The organism is Halarcobacter sp., assembly GCF_963675975.1.
Classification (GTDB): Bacteria; Campylobacterota; Campylobacteria; order Campylobacterales; family Arcobacteraceae; genus Halarcobacter.
This window is the reverse complement of the sequence record NZ_OY780939.1, coordinates 1,806,797-1,825,641: the sequence shown is the minus strand read 5'-3', so window position 1 is coordinate 1,825,641 and position 18,845 is coordinate 1,806,797. Positions and strand designations below refer to the sequence as shown.

The 18,845-nt window shown below is 25.4% G+C and carries 19 protein-coding genes; all 19 read right to left on the bottom strand.

The window, feature by feature from the left end; genetic code table 11:
* Window positions 1–507 carry a prepilin-type N-terminal cleavage/methylation domain-containing protein gene (locus ACKU3H_RS09000; RefSeq protein ID WP_320033514.1) on the bottom strand — a complete coding sequence of 169 codons (507 nt, stop codon included), beginning with the start codon at window positions 505–507 and terminating at the stop codon, window positions 1–3.
* Entirely contained in the window at window positions 504–899 is a 396-nt protein-coding gene (locus ACKU3H_RS08995) for a prepilin-type N-terminal cleavage/methylation domain-containing protein (protein ID WP_320033513.1), read from the bottom strand. Before ACKU3H_RS08995 ends, ACKU3H_RS09000 begins: the two co-directional genes overlap by 4 nt.
* Complete coding sequence (locus ACKU3H_RS08990; RefSeq protein ID WP_320033512.1) at window positions 900–2,405, bottom strand: GspE/PulE family protein; 1,506 nt, start codon at window positions 2,403–2,405, stop codon at window positions 900–902.
* 3 nt (window positions 2,406–2,408) lie between these two features.
* The gene (locus ACKU3H_RS08985; RefSeq protein ID WP_320033511.1) at window positions 2,409–4,337 is read right to left on the bottom strand and encodes a secretin N-terminal domain-containing protein; all 1,929 of its coding nucleotides are present in this window, start codon (window positions 4,335–4,337) and stop codon (window positions 2,409–2,411) included.
* The gene (locus tag ACKU3H_RS08980) at window positions 4,324–5,139 is read right to left on the bottom strand and encodes a site-2 protease family protein (protein ID WP_320033510.1); all 816 of its coding nucleotides are present in this window, start codon (window positions 5,137–5,139) and stop codon (window positions 4,324–4,326) included. Before ACKU3H_RS08980 ends, ACKU3H_RS08985 begins: the two co-directional genes overlap by 14 nt.
* The gene (locus tag ACKU3H_RS08975) at window positions 5,123–5,650 is read right to left on the bottom strand and encodes a hypothetical protein (RefSeq protein ID WP_320033509.1); all 528 of its coding nucleotides are present in this window, start codon (window positions 5,648–5,650) and stop codon (window positions 5,123–5,125) included. Before ACKU3H_RS08975 ends, ACKU3H_RS08980 begins: the two co-directional genes overlap by 17 nt.
* Complete coding sequence (locus tag ACKU3H_RS08970) at window positions 5,650–6,045, bottom strand: hypothetical protein (RefSeq protein WP_320033508.1); 396 nt, start codon at window positions 6,043–6,045, stop codon at window positions 5,650–5,652. Before ACKU3H_RS08970 ends, ACKU3H_RS08975 begins: the two co-directional genes overlap by 1 nt.
* Window positions 6,042–6,962, bottom strand: coding sequence for a hypothetical protein (locus ACKU3H_RS08965; RefSeq protein ID WP_320033507.1), 921 nt, complete (start codon window positions 6,960–6,962; stop codon window positions 6,042–6,044). Before ACKU3H_RS08965 ends, ACKU3H_RS08970 begins: the two co-directional genes overlap by 4 nt.
* Window positions 6,943–7,587, bottom strand: a complete 645-nt coding sequence (locus tag ACKU3H_RS08960) for a hypothetical protein (protein ID WP_320033506.1) — start codon at window positions 7,585–7,587, stop codon at window positions 6,943–6,945. The genes ACKU3H_RS08965 and ACKU3H_RS08960 overlap by 20 nt, the downstream gene beginning before the upstream one ends.
* Window positions 7,588–7,590: 3 nt before the next feature.
* Window positions 7,591–8,808 (bottom strand): type II secretion system F family protein, encoded by a 1,218-nt coding sequence (locus ACKU3H_RS08955; protein WP_320033505.1) that lies wholly within the window; start codon window positions 8,806–8,808, stop codon window positions 7,591–7,593.
* Entirely contained in the window at window positions 8,798–9,343 is a 546-nt protein-coding gene (locus tag ACKU3H_RS08950) for a prepilin-type N-terminal cleavage/methylation domain-containing protein (protein ID WP_320033504.1), read from the bottom strand. The genes ACKU3H_RS08955 and ACKU3H_RS08950 overlap by 11 nt, the downstream gene beginning before the upstream one ends.
* A gap of 3 nt (window positions 9,344–9,346) precedes the next feature.
* Window positions 9,347–9,721: a type II secretion system major pseudopilin GspG gene (gspG, locus tag ACKU3H_RS08945; protein WP_320033503.1), complete on the bottom strand. Its 375-nt coding sequence runs from the start codon at window positions 9,719–9,721 to the stop codon at window positions 9,347–9,349.
* An 85-nt stretch (window positions 9,722–9,806) separates the two neighbouring features.
* The gene (locus ACKU3H_RS08940; protein WP_320033502.1) at window positions 9,807–10,574 is read right to left on the bottom strand and encodes a GGDEF domain-containing protein; all 768 of its coding nucleotides are present in this window, start codon (window positions 10,572–10,574) and stop codon (window positions 9,807–9,809) included.
* Window positions 10,575–10,618: 44 nt separating this feature from the next.
* The gene (locus ACKU3H_RS08935; protein ID WP_320033501.1) at window positions 10,619–11,905 is read right to left on the bottom strand and encodes a nitroreductase family protein; all 1,287 of its coding nucleotides are present in this window, start codon (window positions 11,903–11,905) and stop codon (window positions 10,619–10,621) included.
* A gap of 80 nt (window positions 11,906–11,985) precedes the next feature.
* Window positions 11,986–12,933 (bottom strand): alpha-L-glutamate ligase-like protein, encoded by a 948-nt coding sequence (locus ACKU3H_RS08930; protein ID WP_320033500.1) that lies wholly within the window; start codon window positions 12,931–12,933, stop codon window positions 11,986–11,988.
* Window positions 12,934–12,935: 2 nt separating this feature from the next.
* Window positions 12,936–14,375, bottom strand: a complete 1,440-nt coding sequence (locus tag ACKU3H_RS08925; protein ID WP_320033499.1) for a UUP1 family membrane protein — start codon at window positions 14,373–14,375, stop codon at window positions 12,936–12,938.
* A gap of 98 nt (window positions 14,376–14,473) precedes the next feature.
* The gene (locus ACKU3H_RS08920) at window positions 14,474–15,142 is read right to left on the bottom strand and encodes a RimK/LysX family protein (RefSeq protein ID WP_320033498.1); all 669 of its coding nucleotides are present in this window, start codon (window positions 15,140–15,142) and stop codon (window positions 14,474–14,476) included.
* Window positions 15,143–15,294: 152 nt separating this feature from the next.
* A complete protein-coding gene (locus tag ACKU3H_RS08915; RefSeq protein ID WP_320033497.1) occupies window positions 15,295–15,504 on the bottom strand; it encodes a hypothetical protein in 210 nt (69 codons plus the stop codon).
* A 120-nt stretch (window positions 15,505–15,624) separates the two neighbouring features.
* A complete protein-coding gene (locus ACKU3H_RS08910) occupies window positions 15,625–18,822 on the bottom strand; it encodes an NAD-glutamate dehydrogenase domain-containing protein (RefSeq protein ID WP_320033496.1) in 3,198 nt (1,065 codons plus the stop codon).
* Window positions 18,823–18,845 lie beyond the last annotated feature (23 nt).

The window sequence follows — 18,845 nt, the reverse complement described above, 5'->3', positions numbered from 1 at the left end:
TTATCCTCTCATTTTAAAAGTAGGAAACATAATCTTTTTTCCATCACTTAATTCAATTATAAAAACAAACTTTTTCTCTTTTTTTATAATATTAAAATTTTTCACATCATCTAATAACACATCAATATAAGCATTATCATAAAACGTTAAATCGCTCTCTTGTTTTTTAAATTTATCTTTGCTTTCAATTCTTACAAGTTTATTATTTGAGGCTAACATATAAGTTATATTTTCATAATAAACATCATTAAAACTATTTGTACTTTTAAATAACATAATACTATTCTTATTTTTATCTTCTGTTAAATCAACATCAGCATACATTTCAGCTACATCTTCAGCTATAATTTTATAAATATCAATAGTATTTTCACTTTTTGTAATATAACGTTCAAACTTTTCATTCTCTAATTTAGTATCATCTAATGCTTTATATATAAAAGTGATTATTATCATAAAAATAGTAATAGATATAACTACTTCTAAAAGTGTAAATGATTTTTTCAAAGCTCAATCTCAAATTTATATATGGTTTTTTTTATCCCTTTTTCAAAACTATAAAATGTTTTATAATAATTTCTTCTTATTGTGATATTCTCAAAGCGATTTTCATCATGTCCTATGATTTCATCTTCAATTTTAATTTTTATCCCTTTAAACTCTTTTCTAATATCATCATTTTGTATATTAAAATATTTGTCTAAAAATATGTTTTTATTTCTTTTTGAATAAATTTTTGCATCCATAGCTAATGATAAAAAATCAATTGATTTTCTACTTTCATTTGATTTCTCCAATAAAAAAATGCTATTACCTTGTACTTTATATAAAGACACCATAACAACTGCTAGTAATGCAGTAGCTATAATAACTTCCATCAAAGAAAAAGATTTTTTCATCTACTTTATACCAATTCTAACTGCTTCATCAACAGATGTTTCTCCATCTACTAACATCAATTTTAATTGTTCATTTAAAGGAAGCATCCCATTTTCAATTGCCAGCTTCATAAGAGTATTATCATCTACGTCACCTTTTAAATACTCTTTTATATCCTCGTTTATTACAAACAATTCTCCAATGGCAACTCTTCCACTATATCCTGTAAAATTACAAGATTTACAACCTACACTTTTATAGATTTTATCACTTTTTTTAAGTCCAAAAAGTTTATGTGAGGCATTTGATTCATCTTCAACTTTACAATCATCACAAAGTTTTCTAACAAGTCTTTGGGCAAGTACTGCTAATAAAGAAGATGAGATTAAAAACTTCTCAACACCCATATCAATAAGTCTAGTAATAGCAGCTGGTGCTCTATTTGTATGCAAAGTTGAAAAAAGTAAGTGCCCGGTTAAGGCTGCTTGAATAGAGATTGAAGCTGTTTCACTATCTCTAATCTCCCCTAACATAATAATATCTGGATCTTGTCTTAAAATTGATCTTAATCCAGAAGCAAAAGTAAGCCCTACTTTATTGTTTACTTGAATTTGTGAAAAGTCGTTTGATTTATACTCAACTGGGTCTTCTACAGTTATAATGTTTTTTTCTTCACTTACTACTTGATGTAATAATGAGTGTAAAGTAGTTGATTTACCACTTCCTGTTGGTCCTGTAACTAAAACCATACCATAAGAGTTTTTTACTGTTTTAGCTAACTCTTTTGTAATATGTGAAGGGAATCCTAACTCTTTTAGATTTAAAAGTTCATCACTTTGCATAAGAATTCTCATTACAACTCTTTCCCCATAAAAAGTTGGTAAAACAGAAACCCTGATATCTAAAGTTTTCCCTGCAATCTTAATTTGTGTTCGTCCATCTTGAGGAATTCTTTTTTCACTAATATCAAGATTTGATATTACTTTTATTCTTGAGATTACAAGAGACATTATATTTTTATCTAGTTCAATATGTTTATTTAAAACACCATCTATTCTATATCTAACTTCAGATTTTTGTTCATGCATTTCAATATGTATATCTGATGCTTTTTTCTTTATGGCTTGATAAAAAAGAGAGTTAACAAATTTAATAATTGGTGCAGATTCTTCAGAAGTTAAAATATCACTTCCAACTTTTAGAAATTCACTTACTGAAAAATCTTCATCATCTAAAGTTGCATCTTCCTGCTCTTGTTGAATTGCACTCATCTCTTTGTCTGTTTTAACTTCTAAAAACTTATTATAAAGTTTTTCAAAAGAGATTTCATCTAAGAATATAATCTCATATTTATATTCAACTTTAGATAAATAATCAAAAGAAATACTCACATATTCATTAGATAAAGCAATTACTATTTCATTGTCAATTGTAGTAAATAATACATAGTTTTTTAATGCAATATCGTAATTTTCAATATCCTCAAAAGGTTGTAGTGTTATATCATGTATCTCTTTAATATTCATATCTTAATTACCCAAATATTCTTTCATAAACTCTTGATTATTGTTACTTGATGAAGAAGTACCTTTTTGATGTTCTGCTAACTCTTCATCTAATTCTTTCATTTGCTCTTGGTAATCTTTATCTTCTTTAATTTTTTCTAACTTTTTCTTTTTTAAATTAAGTAAAGAGTTTTTTAAATATCTATCTTCTAAAGCTTTTAGGGCTGCTAACTGATTTCTTACATAAGATAAATCTTTTGATTTAGGAACAATATATGGAGTAACTACAATTACTAAATTCTTTTTTGCATTATTAGTAGAGTCTTGTGTAAAAAGACTTCCTAAAACTGGTATATCTCCTAATAATGGAACTTTATTTTCTGTTGATTCTTCTTTATCTTGAATAAGTCCCCCAATAATTACACTTTCACCATTATTTACTATGGCAGTTGTAGTAACTTCTTTTTTTGTAGTATCTGCATTTCCACTTGTTGTATCGGTCGTTTTTACATCTTCTAAGATTGTATTTATCTCAAGCATTACTTTATTATCATTTGAAACTCTTGGTTTAACTTTTAAAGTAAGACCTACATCTTCCCTCTGATAATTTTCATTTGTATTTCCACCATCAGTTGTAGTTTGTGAAGTTTTTATAGAGATTGTTTCCCCTACATAAATAGAACTCTCTTTATTGTTTATTGCCAAGATTGAAGGCTCTGATACAATATCCAAAGCTCCATCTCTATTTAATAAAGAAATTGAAGCACCTAAAGCTAATCCTTCACTAATATCAGGAATTGTTAAACCTATTGACTCAGGATTAATTGCAATAGCTTGACCACCATTTAAAGATGAAGCAAAAGTTGCTAAACCATCACTTCCTGAACTACCACCTAAAATACCATATTGAATACCAACTTCATTTAATAAGTTATCATTTAATTCTATAATTCTTGCTTCAACATATACCTGAGGTTTCTCTTTATCAAGTTGCTCCAATATTGCTTTTATATAATCAACCTCATCACTAGGTCCCATTAAAACAATTGAATTTGTTTCCTCATCAACAGAAGATAAAGGTTTATCATTTGGATCAAGATATTTCTTTTTTCCTATGATATCTTCAATAATTTTAGTAACATTTTTAGCTTCTACATTTTTTAAAGGATAAACTTCTACTACTCTTTTTATCAAAGATTCTTTAGAATCCATTTTAATAATATATTTTTTCAGATATTTAACATTTTCTTTTTTACCAATTATTACTAAAGAGTTATTCTCTTTATTTGCTACAACTTCAACTTTTTCTATCTCAACAGTTTGATTAAAAATTGCTTTTGATATAGAATCCAAGTTTTTCTTTGCATCTATTGCTTGAATATTTTTCAATTCAATAATTTCCATACCCTTTTTTGAACCATACGTCATAGCTTGAACAACTTTTTTTACGGTAATTATATTATCCATAAAATCAGTTAAAACAATTGTGTTGGCTTCTTTATTTGATACAAGTTTTGCATCTTTTGAGATTAGGTGTCTTATTTTTGAAGCTATATAATCAACATTTGCTCTACTTACACTAAAGATTTCTGTAACTACTTGATTGTAATTGTTTTTGTTTTTTGAAGATACAATAGGTACATTACTTTTGACACTTTCATTTAACTTTACTATTCTTAAGATATTGTCATTTGTTACAAGAGTGAAGCCTTTTTCTTCCAACACATATATTAATATCTTGATTAACTCATCTTTTGTAACTGGCTTATTTGATATAAAATCAACGTTACCTTTTATATCCTGCGTTACCAAAATATTTTTATCTATAATTTTAGAAGTGATTTTCACCAAGTCCATAATTTTTAAATCTTTAAAATTAATGTTTATTTTCTCACTTGCAAAAGAAAAAACAGACAACAATAATACAAAAATACTTACTCTAATTAATCTCATAATTTAACTCCACGACCTCATTATTCCTCAAAACTTCCAATCTAAGATAATTCAATTTATTTATTCCATTATAGATTTTAAATGCATCAGCATATGATTTTAAAACATTTCCATTAACTGATTTTATAATATCATTCTTTTTTAATCCAAGTTTTTGAAAAACTGAATTTTTATTAACACCATTAATTTTAAAACCTTCAATTTTCCCATTTTGTCTAATCTCTTGTATTGCAATATCTTTCCAAACTTTTCCTAAATCATTTACATATGTATTTAAATAATCTCTTTGAACAGCAACACTTCCATCTTTTACAACAATATTTTCTTTTATTGAATCATTGTTTTCAATCCCATATGTAAGATTCTCTTCTTTTGGTAGTTCTAGTTTATACTCTTTTGCATTTTTCTCAAAAATTACATATTTTTTATATAGTTTTGTCAAGGTGTATCCATTAAATTCATCTAACTGTTGTAAGATAGTTGTATCTTTTGATGATTTACTCTCTATTATTATCCATCCAGAATTTGTTGTAGTAGAATAAATAGCTTTTAAAACATATTTAGAAAGGGAATCTAAACTTATATTAGTTCTATTATCAACTCTATTATTAACTACTGTAGCAGTTGATGAATAAAAACCACTATAATTTTTGTATTCAATTTGATTTAAAGAGATATCTTCAAACTCTACACTACTTTTTGGTAAAAAAAGAAAAATTATAGTAGATATTATATAAGCTGCTAAAGCTATATAAATATAAGGAAATAGTGTTTTTAAAATTTTATTAAAATTTAAGTTCATAAATATACTTCCCATCTACTTTTTTAAATCTATTTAAAAGATTTCTATATTTTGTCATCATAATATTTGAAGGTTTTAATTCACCTACAATTTTCCCATCAAATATTAAAACTTCACCCTCAAACTCACCAAAATCACCCTTACTTAATATTGATATTTTGTTTAAATTTATAAGGGAATAATTAAGATTCAAAGAGTCTATTTTTGATGGTAAAAACTTATTAAAAGATTTAGCTACTCTTATGTTTTTTACATCTATATTGTTATAAACAAGCAATGTAGTAATATCAATATTATCAACAAGTGAAAAGTTTATTCCATCATAATATAAGTTTGCATCTTTTATATTTAGTCCAAAAAGTTTTTCATCGATTATTTCATCTGAAACTATCACATTCATTTTTGAAATTTTATTTTCGAGAAGATAATAAAACTGCTCTTTTGGCAAAAATATTATTAGTGTAAAGATAAAAAACAAAATATAAACTATAGATTTTAATATAAACTTCACTACACTAATCCTATCTCAAGATATATACTTGTTTTTTCTATATCAATCTTTTTTAATAAAAACTTCTCATTTAATACTCTATTTAAAAAACTATTCAAAAGCTTAGTATTGTTTGATTCAAATTTGATTCTAACTACATTTTTTGTTTGTGTTTTTAAAATCTTTTCATTTTTATAAGCTGCATTTTTAACAATTTTATCTATTTTGTTTATTACAGTATTTTTATTAAACCAGTTATTTTTATACTCAGAAAATATTTTTCCTTTTGTATCTAAATCTGTAATATCTTTTTTTAAATTTTTAAATTCATTTTCTTTGTTATTTAATGTAGAAATAGATATAAAAAATACAACTACTACAAAGGCTAATATATATATTGGATTTATTTTATTCATAAAGTTATACTCACCTTCAATAAAAATTGATTCTCTTTTATACTTACTGCTTTAAATTTTTTCTTTAAAAAAGAATCAACTACTGTTTTTTTAGTAGAGATATACTCTAACTCAATTGAATTATTTTCAACAATTAAAGATTTTAAATTTAATTTGTTATTTGAAAGAATATAACTAATAGCATCTCTTTTTTCTTTTTCCAAAGATATTGATTTATTGTATTTACCTAATATATTTTTAACTTGTAATGAACTAGAAGGTAAATTGTACTTTTTTCTAATCTCTTCAGCTTGATTGTTTAAAGTTGATACTTCACTTGAGTAATTAATATATTTAATTAAATTCATTAAAATCAATACAGATAATACAGCAAAAATAGAATAATAAAATTTTATATTAAAAAAATTGTTATAAAGTTTTATATGTAATTTATAAGAAGATAGTTTTATCTCATTTATAACTTTTTTCAAAACTATACTATCTTGTACCATTGAATTAGGAACTTTGACTAATATTCCATCTCTTGTATAAACATAGTTTTGCCCATCTACTTCAAAACTTTCAAACTTTTTACACTCATTTTGTGCAAAATATACTGAACTTATATTAGATACAGGTATATTTGCCTTTTTTACTGCTTCATAAATTTTTTTATCACTATAAGCAAAACATAGAAATAGATTTTCTTCTAATTTAATTGCTTGGTATGTTAAAGAATCGTTTTCTTTTATTATATCTTCAAATAAAGTTGGAAGTAGATGTCTTGCTTGAGTTTCAGTTTTTACTGGTATATCAAATTTTCTTACCCAATAAAATTCTGGTGATATGATTAAACTAACTTTATCCGTAATATTATTAACTTTTGTATTTGTTGTTAAAAATATTTTTTTTATAGTTTTATTTGAAACTAATGTCAAAATATTCTACCTCTCCACTCTTATTTAAAATATAATATGCTTTTGCTTTTGCATTTAAATATTCGGCATTGACATTAAGTTCATACAAATCTTCTCCATCAATAAAGCCTAAATCATTAATGATTTTTTCTATCTCACTATTTTCATCTCTCATAGTAAAAGTATTTATTATATCATACAATTGATTTCTATTTGTGATATTTTTGTCACTACTTTGTAATATTTCTGTGTAAGTATCTAAAAACAAATAAAAATTATAAATATTATTATCTGAAAAAAGTTCATTTATTTTACTTTTGTCATCTTTTGATAAAATATTTATATCAACTTTTTCATATTTATTAAAATTGAAATCAATTTTTAAATCTTCAATATTGATTTTTAAAGGGATTGAACTATCAACTAAAGTATCTTCTAAAAACTTATCTACAGTATTTTTATTATTAACTAATATTTTTGAAACTTGTTCTTGGGTGTTTTGAATAGAGATTAGAAGTTGTGTATTTGAAGCAATAAAATTTTGATTTTCTAAATATTTGTCTGTATTATCTAAATTTTTCAAAATAAATATTGAGATAATAGTAACAAATGCTATAGTGATAAAAAGAACAACTCCTTTTTTCATAAATTAACCTAAATTCATAGAAAAGATTGGAAGTAACATTGCAATAACAATAAATCCAATAGTTGTACCTACAAATAACATAAATATTGGTTCTAATAAAGATAAAAATATATCAGTTTTATCTTTATTTGATTCATTATATAAAGAAGCTAAACTATTTAATATTTCACTTAACCTACTTGTATCTTCCCCTATTGCAACAGAATGTATAAAAGATTCATCTATTTTATAACCACTACTTTGCGCAAGTAAAGTTGAAAGTCTTTTCCCTTCAACAACACTTTTTGATGCATCAAGAAAAATCTTTTTTATTACAGTGTTTTTTAAAATATTTGCACTTAAATTAATTGCTTGAACAATAGGAACACCAGATTTAATCAATATTGAATTCATATAAGAAAATCTTGCTAATTCACTATATTCTATAAGTTTTGAGAAAAAAGGAAGTTTTAATAAAAATTTATCAAAAGCATATTTAAATTTACTACTCTTTTTTAATAAAAAAACAAAAGTAAAAATAACTACTAAAAAAGTAGCTATTACATATTGATAATTATTGGAAAAGAAATCTCCCAAGGCTATAACTATTTTAGTACTTTGTGGTAATTCTTGGTCAAATTGAGTAAATATTGATGTGATTTTAGGAACAATGAAACTTAACATAAATCCAACCATTAAAAATGATACAAAAAGAATAAAAAGAGGATAAGCTAAAGCTGAACTTACTTGTTTTCTGATTTTATCTTGCTCTTTTAAGAAAACAGATAATTCTAAAAGTACAGATTCTAATAATCCTCCACTTTCACTAACTTTAATTGATTGTTTATAAAAATCGGGCAGCTTAATTAGATTTTGAGAATCTAAAGCATCATAAAAAGTTTTACCCTCATCAAGATAATTTTTGATTGTATCAAAAAAAGAGAAAAGAGTTTTATTATCTTTATATCGTTGTTTTAAAAGATTAATTGAGCCAATTAGCGTTACACCTGATTGAAGATAAATACTTAAATCTCTACTTAAATAAGATAATGTAGATAAATCTAATTTTTTTCTACGTTTAAAAGATATTTTACCAAAGTCTAAACTGTCTTCTTTTAAAGATGTGTATAAAATACCCTTGGCTTTTAACTTGATTTTCGCTTTATCTAAAGAGTCTGCTTCAATCTTTGATTTAACTTTTTTACTACTGTTTGTATCTATTCCTATATATTTAAAAAGCATCTCTAACCTCTATTGAACTATCATACATCATATCTAAAACTTCATTTGTATTTTTAAATATTTTTGCCTTTTTTGAAATAGCTGAAAACAAATAAACTTTATCTTCATAAGTATCTAAAACAATATTCTTATGTTTGTTATCACTATTTATTTTTAATTCAAAAAAAGGTTCATACTCATGATTGTCAAATTTTATTTTTCTAAATCTGTAATCACTCAATTCTCTATCAAAATTATAAACTTTAGGCACTTGATTAAATAAATTTTTTATAATAATATCTTCTTGCATAACCCCATCAACAAATATATAACAATCTAATTCATCTTTTTCAATACACTCTAACGCAAGTTTATTTTCAAACTCAAAATTATTAAGCATAAATTCTTTTATATTTTTAATTTCTAATTTATATTTCTTTTCTTGATTAAAATTAAAATTTGGAATAAGAATTAAAGAAACAATAGAGATTAATAGTATTACTATAATTAACTCTATTAGAGTAAACCCTTTTTTTACTCTAATATTTTTATGCATATATTATTCGCTACATTTAGAATAATATATATCGTCTGCAGTATCTTCTTTTTTATCTGCACCTTTTGAGATTAAATCAAAACTATTCTCTTCTGCAATATAAATAAACTCATTACCCCAAGAATCTTTCGGAGTTTTTCCATCATCAAAATAATTTTTCTCAATTAAAGCTTTTAATCCCTCTTCTGTGTTAGGGAAAGTTGAGTTATCTAACTTATACATTTTTAATGATTTTGCTACACTTTGCATCTGTATACATACAATCTTTTCTTTTGCTTCTTCACTTTTACCTGTTAGGTTTGGTAAAACAAAAGCTGCTAATAAACCTAATATAATAATAACAACCATTAATTCCATTAATGAAAATGCTTTTTTCAATGTAATTCCTTTTTATAAATAACCGTGATTATAATAAAAACTACGTTAGAAGTAATTAAATTAACACTAAAGTTACAAAACAGTATCACTGAACCCTATTTCTACCACCAATTTTTGCAACTTTTAAAGAGCTTTTAGCATTAGCAATTAAATCATTAATTTGATCAGGATGAACTGGTAAAATATATGAAGTTCCAATACTTATTGTAAGAACATTTGATGCTATAGAATTATCATGGGGAATATTTAATGACTTTACAGAATTTACACAATTGTTTGATACAGGTTTTGAATCCTTTGTATTTGGTAATAATACATAAAACTCATCACCTGTAAATCTTGATACCAAATCGGTTGGTCTATTACAATGATTAACTAAAATATTTGCAATAAGTTTTAAACACTCATTTCCTTCATCTCTTCCATAAATATCATTAAAGGCTTTAAACTCATCAATATTTACTATAAACAAAGAGATATATTGTTTTTCCCTAATTGCTCTTTTAAACTCTTCTTTAAATCTTTCCATAAAAAACTTTTCATTTAGACACTGAGTTAGTGGGTCTATATGGGAATATATTTTTAAGGTTTCATTTTCATTTAAAATATTTTCAGTACGTTGCTTTAACTCTTTTTCAATATAATTTTTTTTGTAAACTTTAAACAGAACAAAAATAGAAGCAATGATAGCAAACAATACTCCTAAAACTATAATTTTTATAAGAAAAGAACTTTCACTATATTTTTCTTGATTAAAATTTGTATAATCAATATAAAAAGAGATAAGAACATAAAACATTAAAATTATCGAAGAAAGAACTGCAAAACTGCATAGTGAAAAGTTTTTTTTCATCAGGTGCCTTAAAAAGTATATAAATAATTTTACACTTTTTTTCTTTATTTTCCTATTGCTAAAGCGTATAAAACTTGAGTATACTCCCCTATAAATTCACAAACCTCATCATCATAATATGCTCCAATTCCACTACAGCCTATACCAAGATAGTTTGAAGCTAGATATAGTCGATGTCCTAATATTCCAGCTTTTTGGTACATTGCTTGATAATTTTTAGAATTTGAAGTTAAAAAAAATGTAACGGCTGAGGATTTTCCTAAATCTTGTTCTAAACAAAGATATCCAGCTTTGTTCATAAAATCACCCTCTTTTATATATTCTGTATTTTTTAAAATACCTAATTTCATATCTTTTACTCTATTTATAACACAGTAAATATCAATTTTCTCATCACAATTACTTGATATTGGTTGATTTAAGATATTAAGGATTGATTCAAACTCCACTTTACTTATACTTTGTTTTGCAAACTCTCTAATTGATCTTCTATTTAAAATTACCTCTTTAAAATAGCTTTTGTTAAAACTAAAACTAGGTAGAGATATCTCTTTTTTGCAATCTTTTGCTTTTATAGAATCTTCATAAGCTTTTTCTATTAAGTCATTTTTTTCAAAATAATTACTTCCATCTACTGTTGGTAAATCTAAAGTATCTATTTTATTTATCTTTTTTGAAGTGTTGTATGTAAGTAAAACGGCACTTGTAAAAAACTCTTTATTATCAAAATTAAATAGTTTATTTAGTGAAGATTTATCAAAATCATAGACTATATCGTAGTTCTTATTGTGTAAATAAGAAGATGCTTCAATTGATCCTAAAATATGTCCTGCATCAAGTAAACAATATCTAAAAGCTCTATTTTTATATTTCCAAGAGCTTCTATAATAAACTGAAGATATTAAAAAGATAAAGCCATTTTCTCTATTTTCTAATCCAAAATAAGGTTCAAAACCAGAATCTTCAATATTTTTAAGTAATGTTATACTTGTACTTGAAATGTCAAAATGGTAAATACCATCTTCAACTCCAATATTACCCCTACTTTGAAAATATATTTCGTTGGGGTAAAGAGCTCCAGCACTAGGATTTATCCTTAAGTAGTATTCAACACCAGGATAAGTCTTTTTTGCAGTAATTCCAGCTATATAAAATATCAAACTATGATTTTCATTTTCTAAATCTAATTTAATCTTTTTGTATTCATTAGGATAAGTTTTAAAAGCTTTTGGTTGATTATCCCAATCTAATCTATTTGGAAAGCTTCTTACTGAGAAGTAAGAGTGTTTTGTTTGCATATGATAGTTAAAAAAGTTTTCAAAACTGGACAAAATTTACCTTTTAATTTTTGTAAATTTTACAATTTGTAATTTAATTGATAATTAATAAAAAAGATTAAAGATATTTTATATTAATCCTCTAAAAAACTTGTTTTTGAAAACTCTATTTTCTCATCTATAGTATTGTGTTTTCCATATATTTTATCAATTTGTTTAAATCTTTTTAAGGCTCCAAAATCATTTGCTATTTGTATAGCAAGTCCTGGTCTTGCATTTAATTCTAAAACTAAAGGGCCTCTTTGCTTATCTATTACAATATCAGCACCTAAATATCCCATATCTGTCATCTCATAACATCTAGCACATAGATGTAATATCTCATTCCAATATGGAACAACTAATGTTTTTAATTCTTTATTTGTATCAGGATGATTTGTAACTGGACGATTAAACTGAACTGCACTTAAAGCTTTTCCTGTTTTTATATCTATTCCTACACCAACTGCACCTTGGTGAAGATTGGCTTTTCCATCACTTTGAGAAGTAGAAAGTCTCATCATAGCAAGTGCTGGATAGCCTCTATATACAATAACTCTTACATCAGGAACACCTTCGTAACTAAAACCATCAAAATTATCATCAAAATCTACAAGTTTCTCAAATACAGCAGTATCATTTTTTCCACCCAAAGAGTATAAACCACTTAATATATTTGAGATATGTCTTTTTATATCTTGGTCATTTAACTCTTCACCACTTGGCTTTATATATTTGCCATTTTCATGCTCCAGAATTACTAGGATTCCTTTTCCTCCACTACCTTGTGCTGGTTTGATTACAAAACCATTTTCACCATGGATATAATCTAAAAAAGAGTTTACTTCAACTTGATATTTTATAAAACCTAAAAGCTCAGGTACAGCTATATTGTGAAGTTCTGCAATTTTTTTTGTTTCAAGTTTATTATCAACTAAAGGATAATTTTTTCTATCATTTAGTCTTCCAATATAGTTTATGTTTCTATTGTTCATTCCCATTATACCAAGTTTTTTTAGTTTAAAAGGGTTTGCAAACAACATTACTATTTTACCATTGATTTAAATCTATGTAGTTCACTTAATCTATATCCACTGTATCTTCCAAATAGAATAGTTAATCCTAAAACAGCCAATAAAACTTCTGGAAAATTGAAAGTTATAAAGCTAAGTGTACTGTTTGTCATAGCAAAAAATGCGATTATTGATACTATTAAAGAGCCTCCACCTTGTTGGAAAACCTCTTTTGCACCCTCTTCTTCCCAAATAATTGACATTCTTTCAATTGTCCAAGAAAGAATAATAATAGGAAAGAAAGTAATACTTGTAGCATATTCTAAATTTAGTTTTTCAGACATAATTGCAACAAATGCCATAATAGCCAATACCACAATCAATACGGATGATATCCTAGCAACTAAAAGAAGATTAAAATAAGACATATATGATCTAACTATAAGTCCCATTGTAACAACTACAATAAACATAATGATACCAGGCACTAATTGAGTTTCAATAAAAGCCATTGATAATAAAATAGGCATAAAAGTTCCAGAGGTTTTTAGACCAACAAATACTCTCATAAAAACAACAACTAACGCACCTAAAGGAACTAAAAGTAAAAATTTAAAAGTATTTTGTGTTTCATTTGGCAAAATAAACAATGAAAAGTCTAAAAGAGCACTTTGATTTTTTACATCTTTTACCAATGCAGCGTTTCTAGCAGGTACAATATTTTTTGTTATTGAGAATTTAACATTTGAGTTTTTAACACCTTCAGCTTCTAATAAAAATTGTGAACCCCTTTGCCAAATAAAAATATCTTGATTATTTTCTATCATCCCTTTGTTTATATCAAAAAGTTGCCATTTATCTTTATAAAAAACCTCTAACATAGGGACCAAATCTATATTTTTCATCTTATCTTCTAAATACAATGCTCCAACAGTTCTTACTTTATATCCCTTATAATCAATCATTTTAAGTAAAGTGTCTCTTTTTTCTTTATCACTTTTCATAAAATTTGATTTAATAAGTTTTGTAGCCTGCGAGGGGTTAGTATGATTGAATTCATCAATTAATATTGATGTAAAAGTTAAAGAGTTTGCACTTTTTTCATAAACATTTTCAATTATAGATTTTGCAGCAAGAATAACAGGATTTGATACATCTACTTTATATATTATTTGTTCAAAATCTTTTTTTACTGGAACTTTAGTATATTTGTTTTTTATAACATCAATAGAATAATATAAAACTTGAGAGCCCTGTTCTATCTCTCTTTTTGACCAAATCCCTTTTTTTATATCATTTATTTTTTGTACCGTATAACCAAAATTTGATGAGCTTGATTCTTCATTTATGATTAAAAATCCATTTTGTTTTGAAGGTAAAATAAGTGAAACAACTCCACTTTGTCTATATTTATTGGAAAATGAGATTTTAGCTTCTATATTCCAAATATTTTCTGTTTTTTCTTCGGTCAAAGGAAAACCTAAAAAAAACACCTTATATGACATAAGAAATGCAGATATTAAAATTAGAAAAAAAGAAAAAAGAAAAATTTTATATGAAGGTTTCATTTTTACTTCTTAATAGGTTTTGTTACATATTTTTTTGAGACATCTACTACAGCATATCCATTTAAAAAATTTCTACCTATTAATGCAGAATAAGAAAACTTTTCTCTATTTGTTAATGATACATCAACTAGTTGACTAATTTTTCCTAAATTAATTCTTATTTTCACTACATATCTTTGTTGGTTTTTCATACCATGACGTTTAATACTAACAATTCTTTCAACAGGTAAAGACCAATCAGTTAATTTTCCTTTTGAATTCTCAAATTTAAATTTAACCCATTTTTCTCCATCTCTTTCAAACTCTTTTATATCAAGAGCATGTAAAGATGTAGTTGTTGCACCAGTATCAACTCTAGCTTTCAAAGTTAAATCTAATAAAGGAATATAAACATATTCAGCAGCACCAACAACAATTTTTGAATCATTTGTAACTGATTTTTCAACCACAACAATTTTTGTTTTTTCTTTGATTATAACTTTAGGTTCAGTTTGTTGTTCTACTTTTTCATCATTTTCTTTTTTTAGTTTTTTTATCTCTTTGTCTAGTAGTTTATTTTGTTTTTCTAATTCTTTTTCTTTATTTGTTTTTTTGATTTCTAAAGCTTGATTATTTGAAGCGCATCCAGATAAAAGAATAATTATATTTAATATTATAAATATATGTTTCATTAAGTTTAACCTTTTTAATGATTAGTTGTATATACAATACAGGTATATTATAAGATTATGATTATAGTAGATTAAACTAAAATTTAAGTTGAAAATGAAAGAAAAAAGGTATATTGGATTAGTAATATACCTTTTAATTATTATATAAAAAATTATTTTTTTACTGCTGTTATACCTGGTGCTTCTTTTGTACCAACATAATCATCTACAGTACTTGTTGATTTAATTACTGCAAAAATTGCACCAACTACTAAGCAGAAAATAACTACAAGTTTAACTGTATTTCTTTTCTCTTTTGACTCTTTTCCATTATAGTCTTCTATTTTATCTAAAGTTAATTCATCATTTGTATTACTAGTCATTATAACTCCTTTATTTTGGACTTTATCATATCAGAACTTAAAATAATAGTCATAAGTTAAAGTTATCTATTTTTTTAATTTTTAATTAACTTTTCCTTATGCTATTATTATAACTTTTTGTTATAGTAAAGAAACCATCATTTGATTAACTGTAACTGCTATTTCTTTAATATCTTTATTGTCTTTTGTCATAAATGTATCAAGAGTATCTCGAACTTTATAAAATGTATCTTTTTCATTATTAATAAAATTTGAAAAAGCAACATCTGCCTCTTCATTTATTCTTTGAAAGTTTAATATTTTTTTAGTGTAATGAACAACAATAAACTCAATAAACTGTAATACTTGATTTCTAAGTACTAAATCGTTCTTATTTGCAATTTTGATTTTATTTAATGCCACAATTATATCCAAGATATTAAACTCATGGATTAATGAATAAAATACAATAACTACATCTTTAAATTGATGATTCGTACTACTTCTAATAACTATTGCTGGAATAGCAAATCTTAAATAATCAATTACAGAGAAGAATAAATTAAATGTTTCATCATCTTCAATCAAGACTTCAATTTTCTGATTATGTACTTGTTCTAGTAAAGAGAATAACTCTTTTTTGTGATCTAAAATATGAGCTGAGTCTAATTGGTTTTTCTTTAAATATTTAACCATCCATCTAGTACTTGCTGATAAGATATATTCTAGTTTATTGATTAAGTCATATTGTTTTTCAACATCCATAATATAATCTTGAGAATAGATTTTATCTCTAATCTCTTTACCACCAAATAATCTTTTTGCAACTAAGTATGATTGGATTTTTAATAAAAACCTTTCATTTCCTAACTTTTCATAATCACTAATAAAAGTACACCCTTGAGAGTTTACAATTGCATCAGCTATTTTTGTTGCAATAATCTCTCTTTTTAGTGGATGATTTAAAATATCATGTTCATAAGCACTTATAAATGATTTTGGGAAATATCTATAAAGATATGGTAAAGCAAATTGCTCATCAATAAGGCTTGAATCTAATAATATTTTTTTAATAAAGATTTTTGAATAAGATAATAATGAACATAAAACAGGTCTTACTATAGAATCATTAATATCAATAACCTCATGAATATTTTCATTTTTAGGAATAAAAAAAGATGCTCTATTAAAAGCATCAACATGATTTTCCAATACTTCTATAGCACTTAAGAAATTGTTTAGATGTTTTCTTGAAAACCTTTCATCTAAAGATATTGCTAAAGATTGATTATAATTACTATCCAATACTAATTTCACAACTTGGTCTGTCATAGATTTTAAAGTATTTTGTCTCTCTTCTGAACATAAATCTTCGTGTGTACTAACTGTATTTAGTAAGATTTTTAAGTTTACTTCATGGTCTGAAGTATCAACTCCACCTGCATTGTCAATACCATCTATATTGATTCTACCACCATTTAAAGCATATTCTATTCTAGCTCTTTGAGTAAAACCTAAGTTTCCACCTTCGCAAACTATTTTTGCTCTTAAATCAGTAGCATCTATTCTAACAGCTTCATTTTGTTTATCACCAATATCAATAGAGTTTTCATCACTTGCTTTAACATATGTACCAACTCCACCATTAAAGAATAAATCAACATCCATTTTCAATAAAAGTACACAAAGCTCTTCACCACTTACAACTTTTTTCTTTGTATTAAATAGTTTTTTCATCTCAGCAGTTAATTCAATCTCTTTGTCACTTCTTAAAAAGATTCCACCACCTTTTGAGATTTTTGATTTATCATAATGAGCCCAACCACCAGATTTAGATTCAAATAGTCTTTTTCTCTCTTTAAAACTCTCTTCTAAATCTGGATTTGGGTCAATAAATATCTCTTTGTGTCCAATAGCACCATAAAGTTTAAACTTATCAGACTCAATCATTCCATTACCAAAAACATCTCCACTCATAGAACCAATACCAACTACAGAGATGCTATCTTTATACATATCCATTCCCATTTCAACAAGGAATCTCTTCGTTGACATTAAAGCCCCTCTGGCTGTAATACCTAAATCTTTATGACCATAACCATTACTTCCACCACTTGCAAAAGCATCACCTAGCCAGTAGTTTCTACTAATTGCAATCTCATTAGCTACATCACTCATAGCTGCTGTTCCTTTATCAGCAGCAACTACAAAATATGGATCTTCCCCATCATAAGCTACAATCTTTTCATCTTGTACAACTTTTCCATCAATCATATTGTCAACTAAATCTAAGTTAGCATTAATATACATTGAATAAATTTTTGTAAAATACTCTTTTGTAACTTCTGAGGTATCTTTGTTTATTACAAATCCACCTTTTGAACCATCAGGAATAATAATAGAGTTTTTACCCTCTTGAGTTATCATTAAAGATTTAACCTCTTGACGATAATCATCATGTCTATCACTCCATCTTAATCCACCTCTACTAATATTACTCATTCTTAAATGTACACCATAAAAATCTGGATGGAAAATAAAGTTTTCAAGATTTGGTTGAAGCCCTTTTAGGTTTTCTCCAAAGCATTTTGTATCAATTTTTAAAGAGATTGTTTCTTTCTCTAAGAAATAGTTTGTTCTTAATAAAGATTGTAAAAATGAAAATGTAAGTTTTAAAATTCTATCATCCATAATTTGAGGAATTTGTTTAATTTTTTCTTCAATTTTTTCCTCAATAACTTTTATCTTTTCATCTCTTTTTTTAATCTTTGGATCAAACCTATTAATAAAATACTCAACAAATAGATCAGTAATAATATGATGATTTGTTAAGGTATTTAAAATAGTTGCACTATTAATTGTAAGAACAGCTTGGTCTAAATACTCTATAAATGCTCGAATAAGCATAAGTTTTCTAAAATCAAAATTTTGATTATATACTAATGAAAAAACCTTTGAATGTTTAACTGAATGGTCTTTTAAACACTTAGTAATTGTTTGTTCTAAATTATTTTTAGAAGCTTCTATTCTTTTTAACTCACTATCCTCAAAAATTCTTAAATTGAATCTTGAAACAAAAATAAGCTTTGAACCATTTCTAATATTATAAGTTACTTCATCTACAATCATAAACCCTATATCATGTAAAATTGGAGTTATAGAAGATAAAAAAAGTTGATAAGTTGAATATATTTTTATACTTTTTGAATCTTGACTATCAGTGATGTGAGTAACTATATTGTTCTGAATAACTTCATTAAATAACTCATTGGAAATATTTAAATCTTCTGGAGTAAGAAGTTGCGAACAAATCGCATTCATATCAGATGTAGTACCCATTGTAAATCCTTTTTTTAATATAT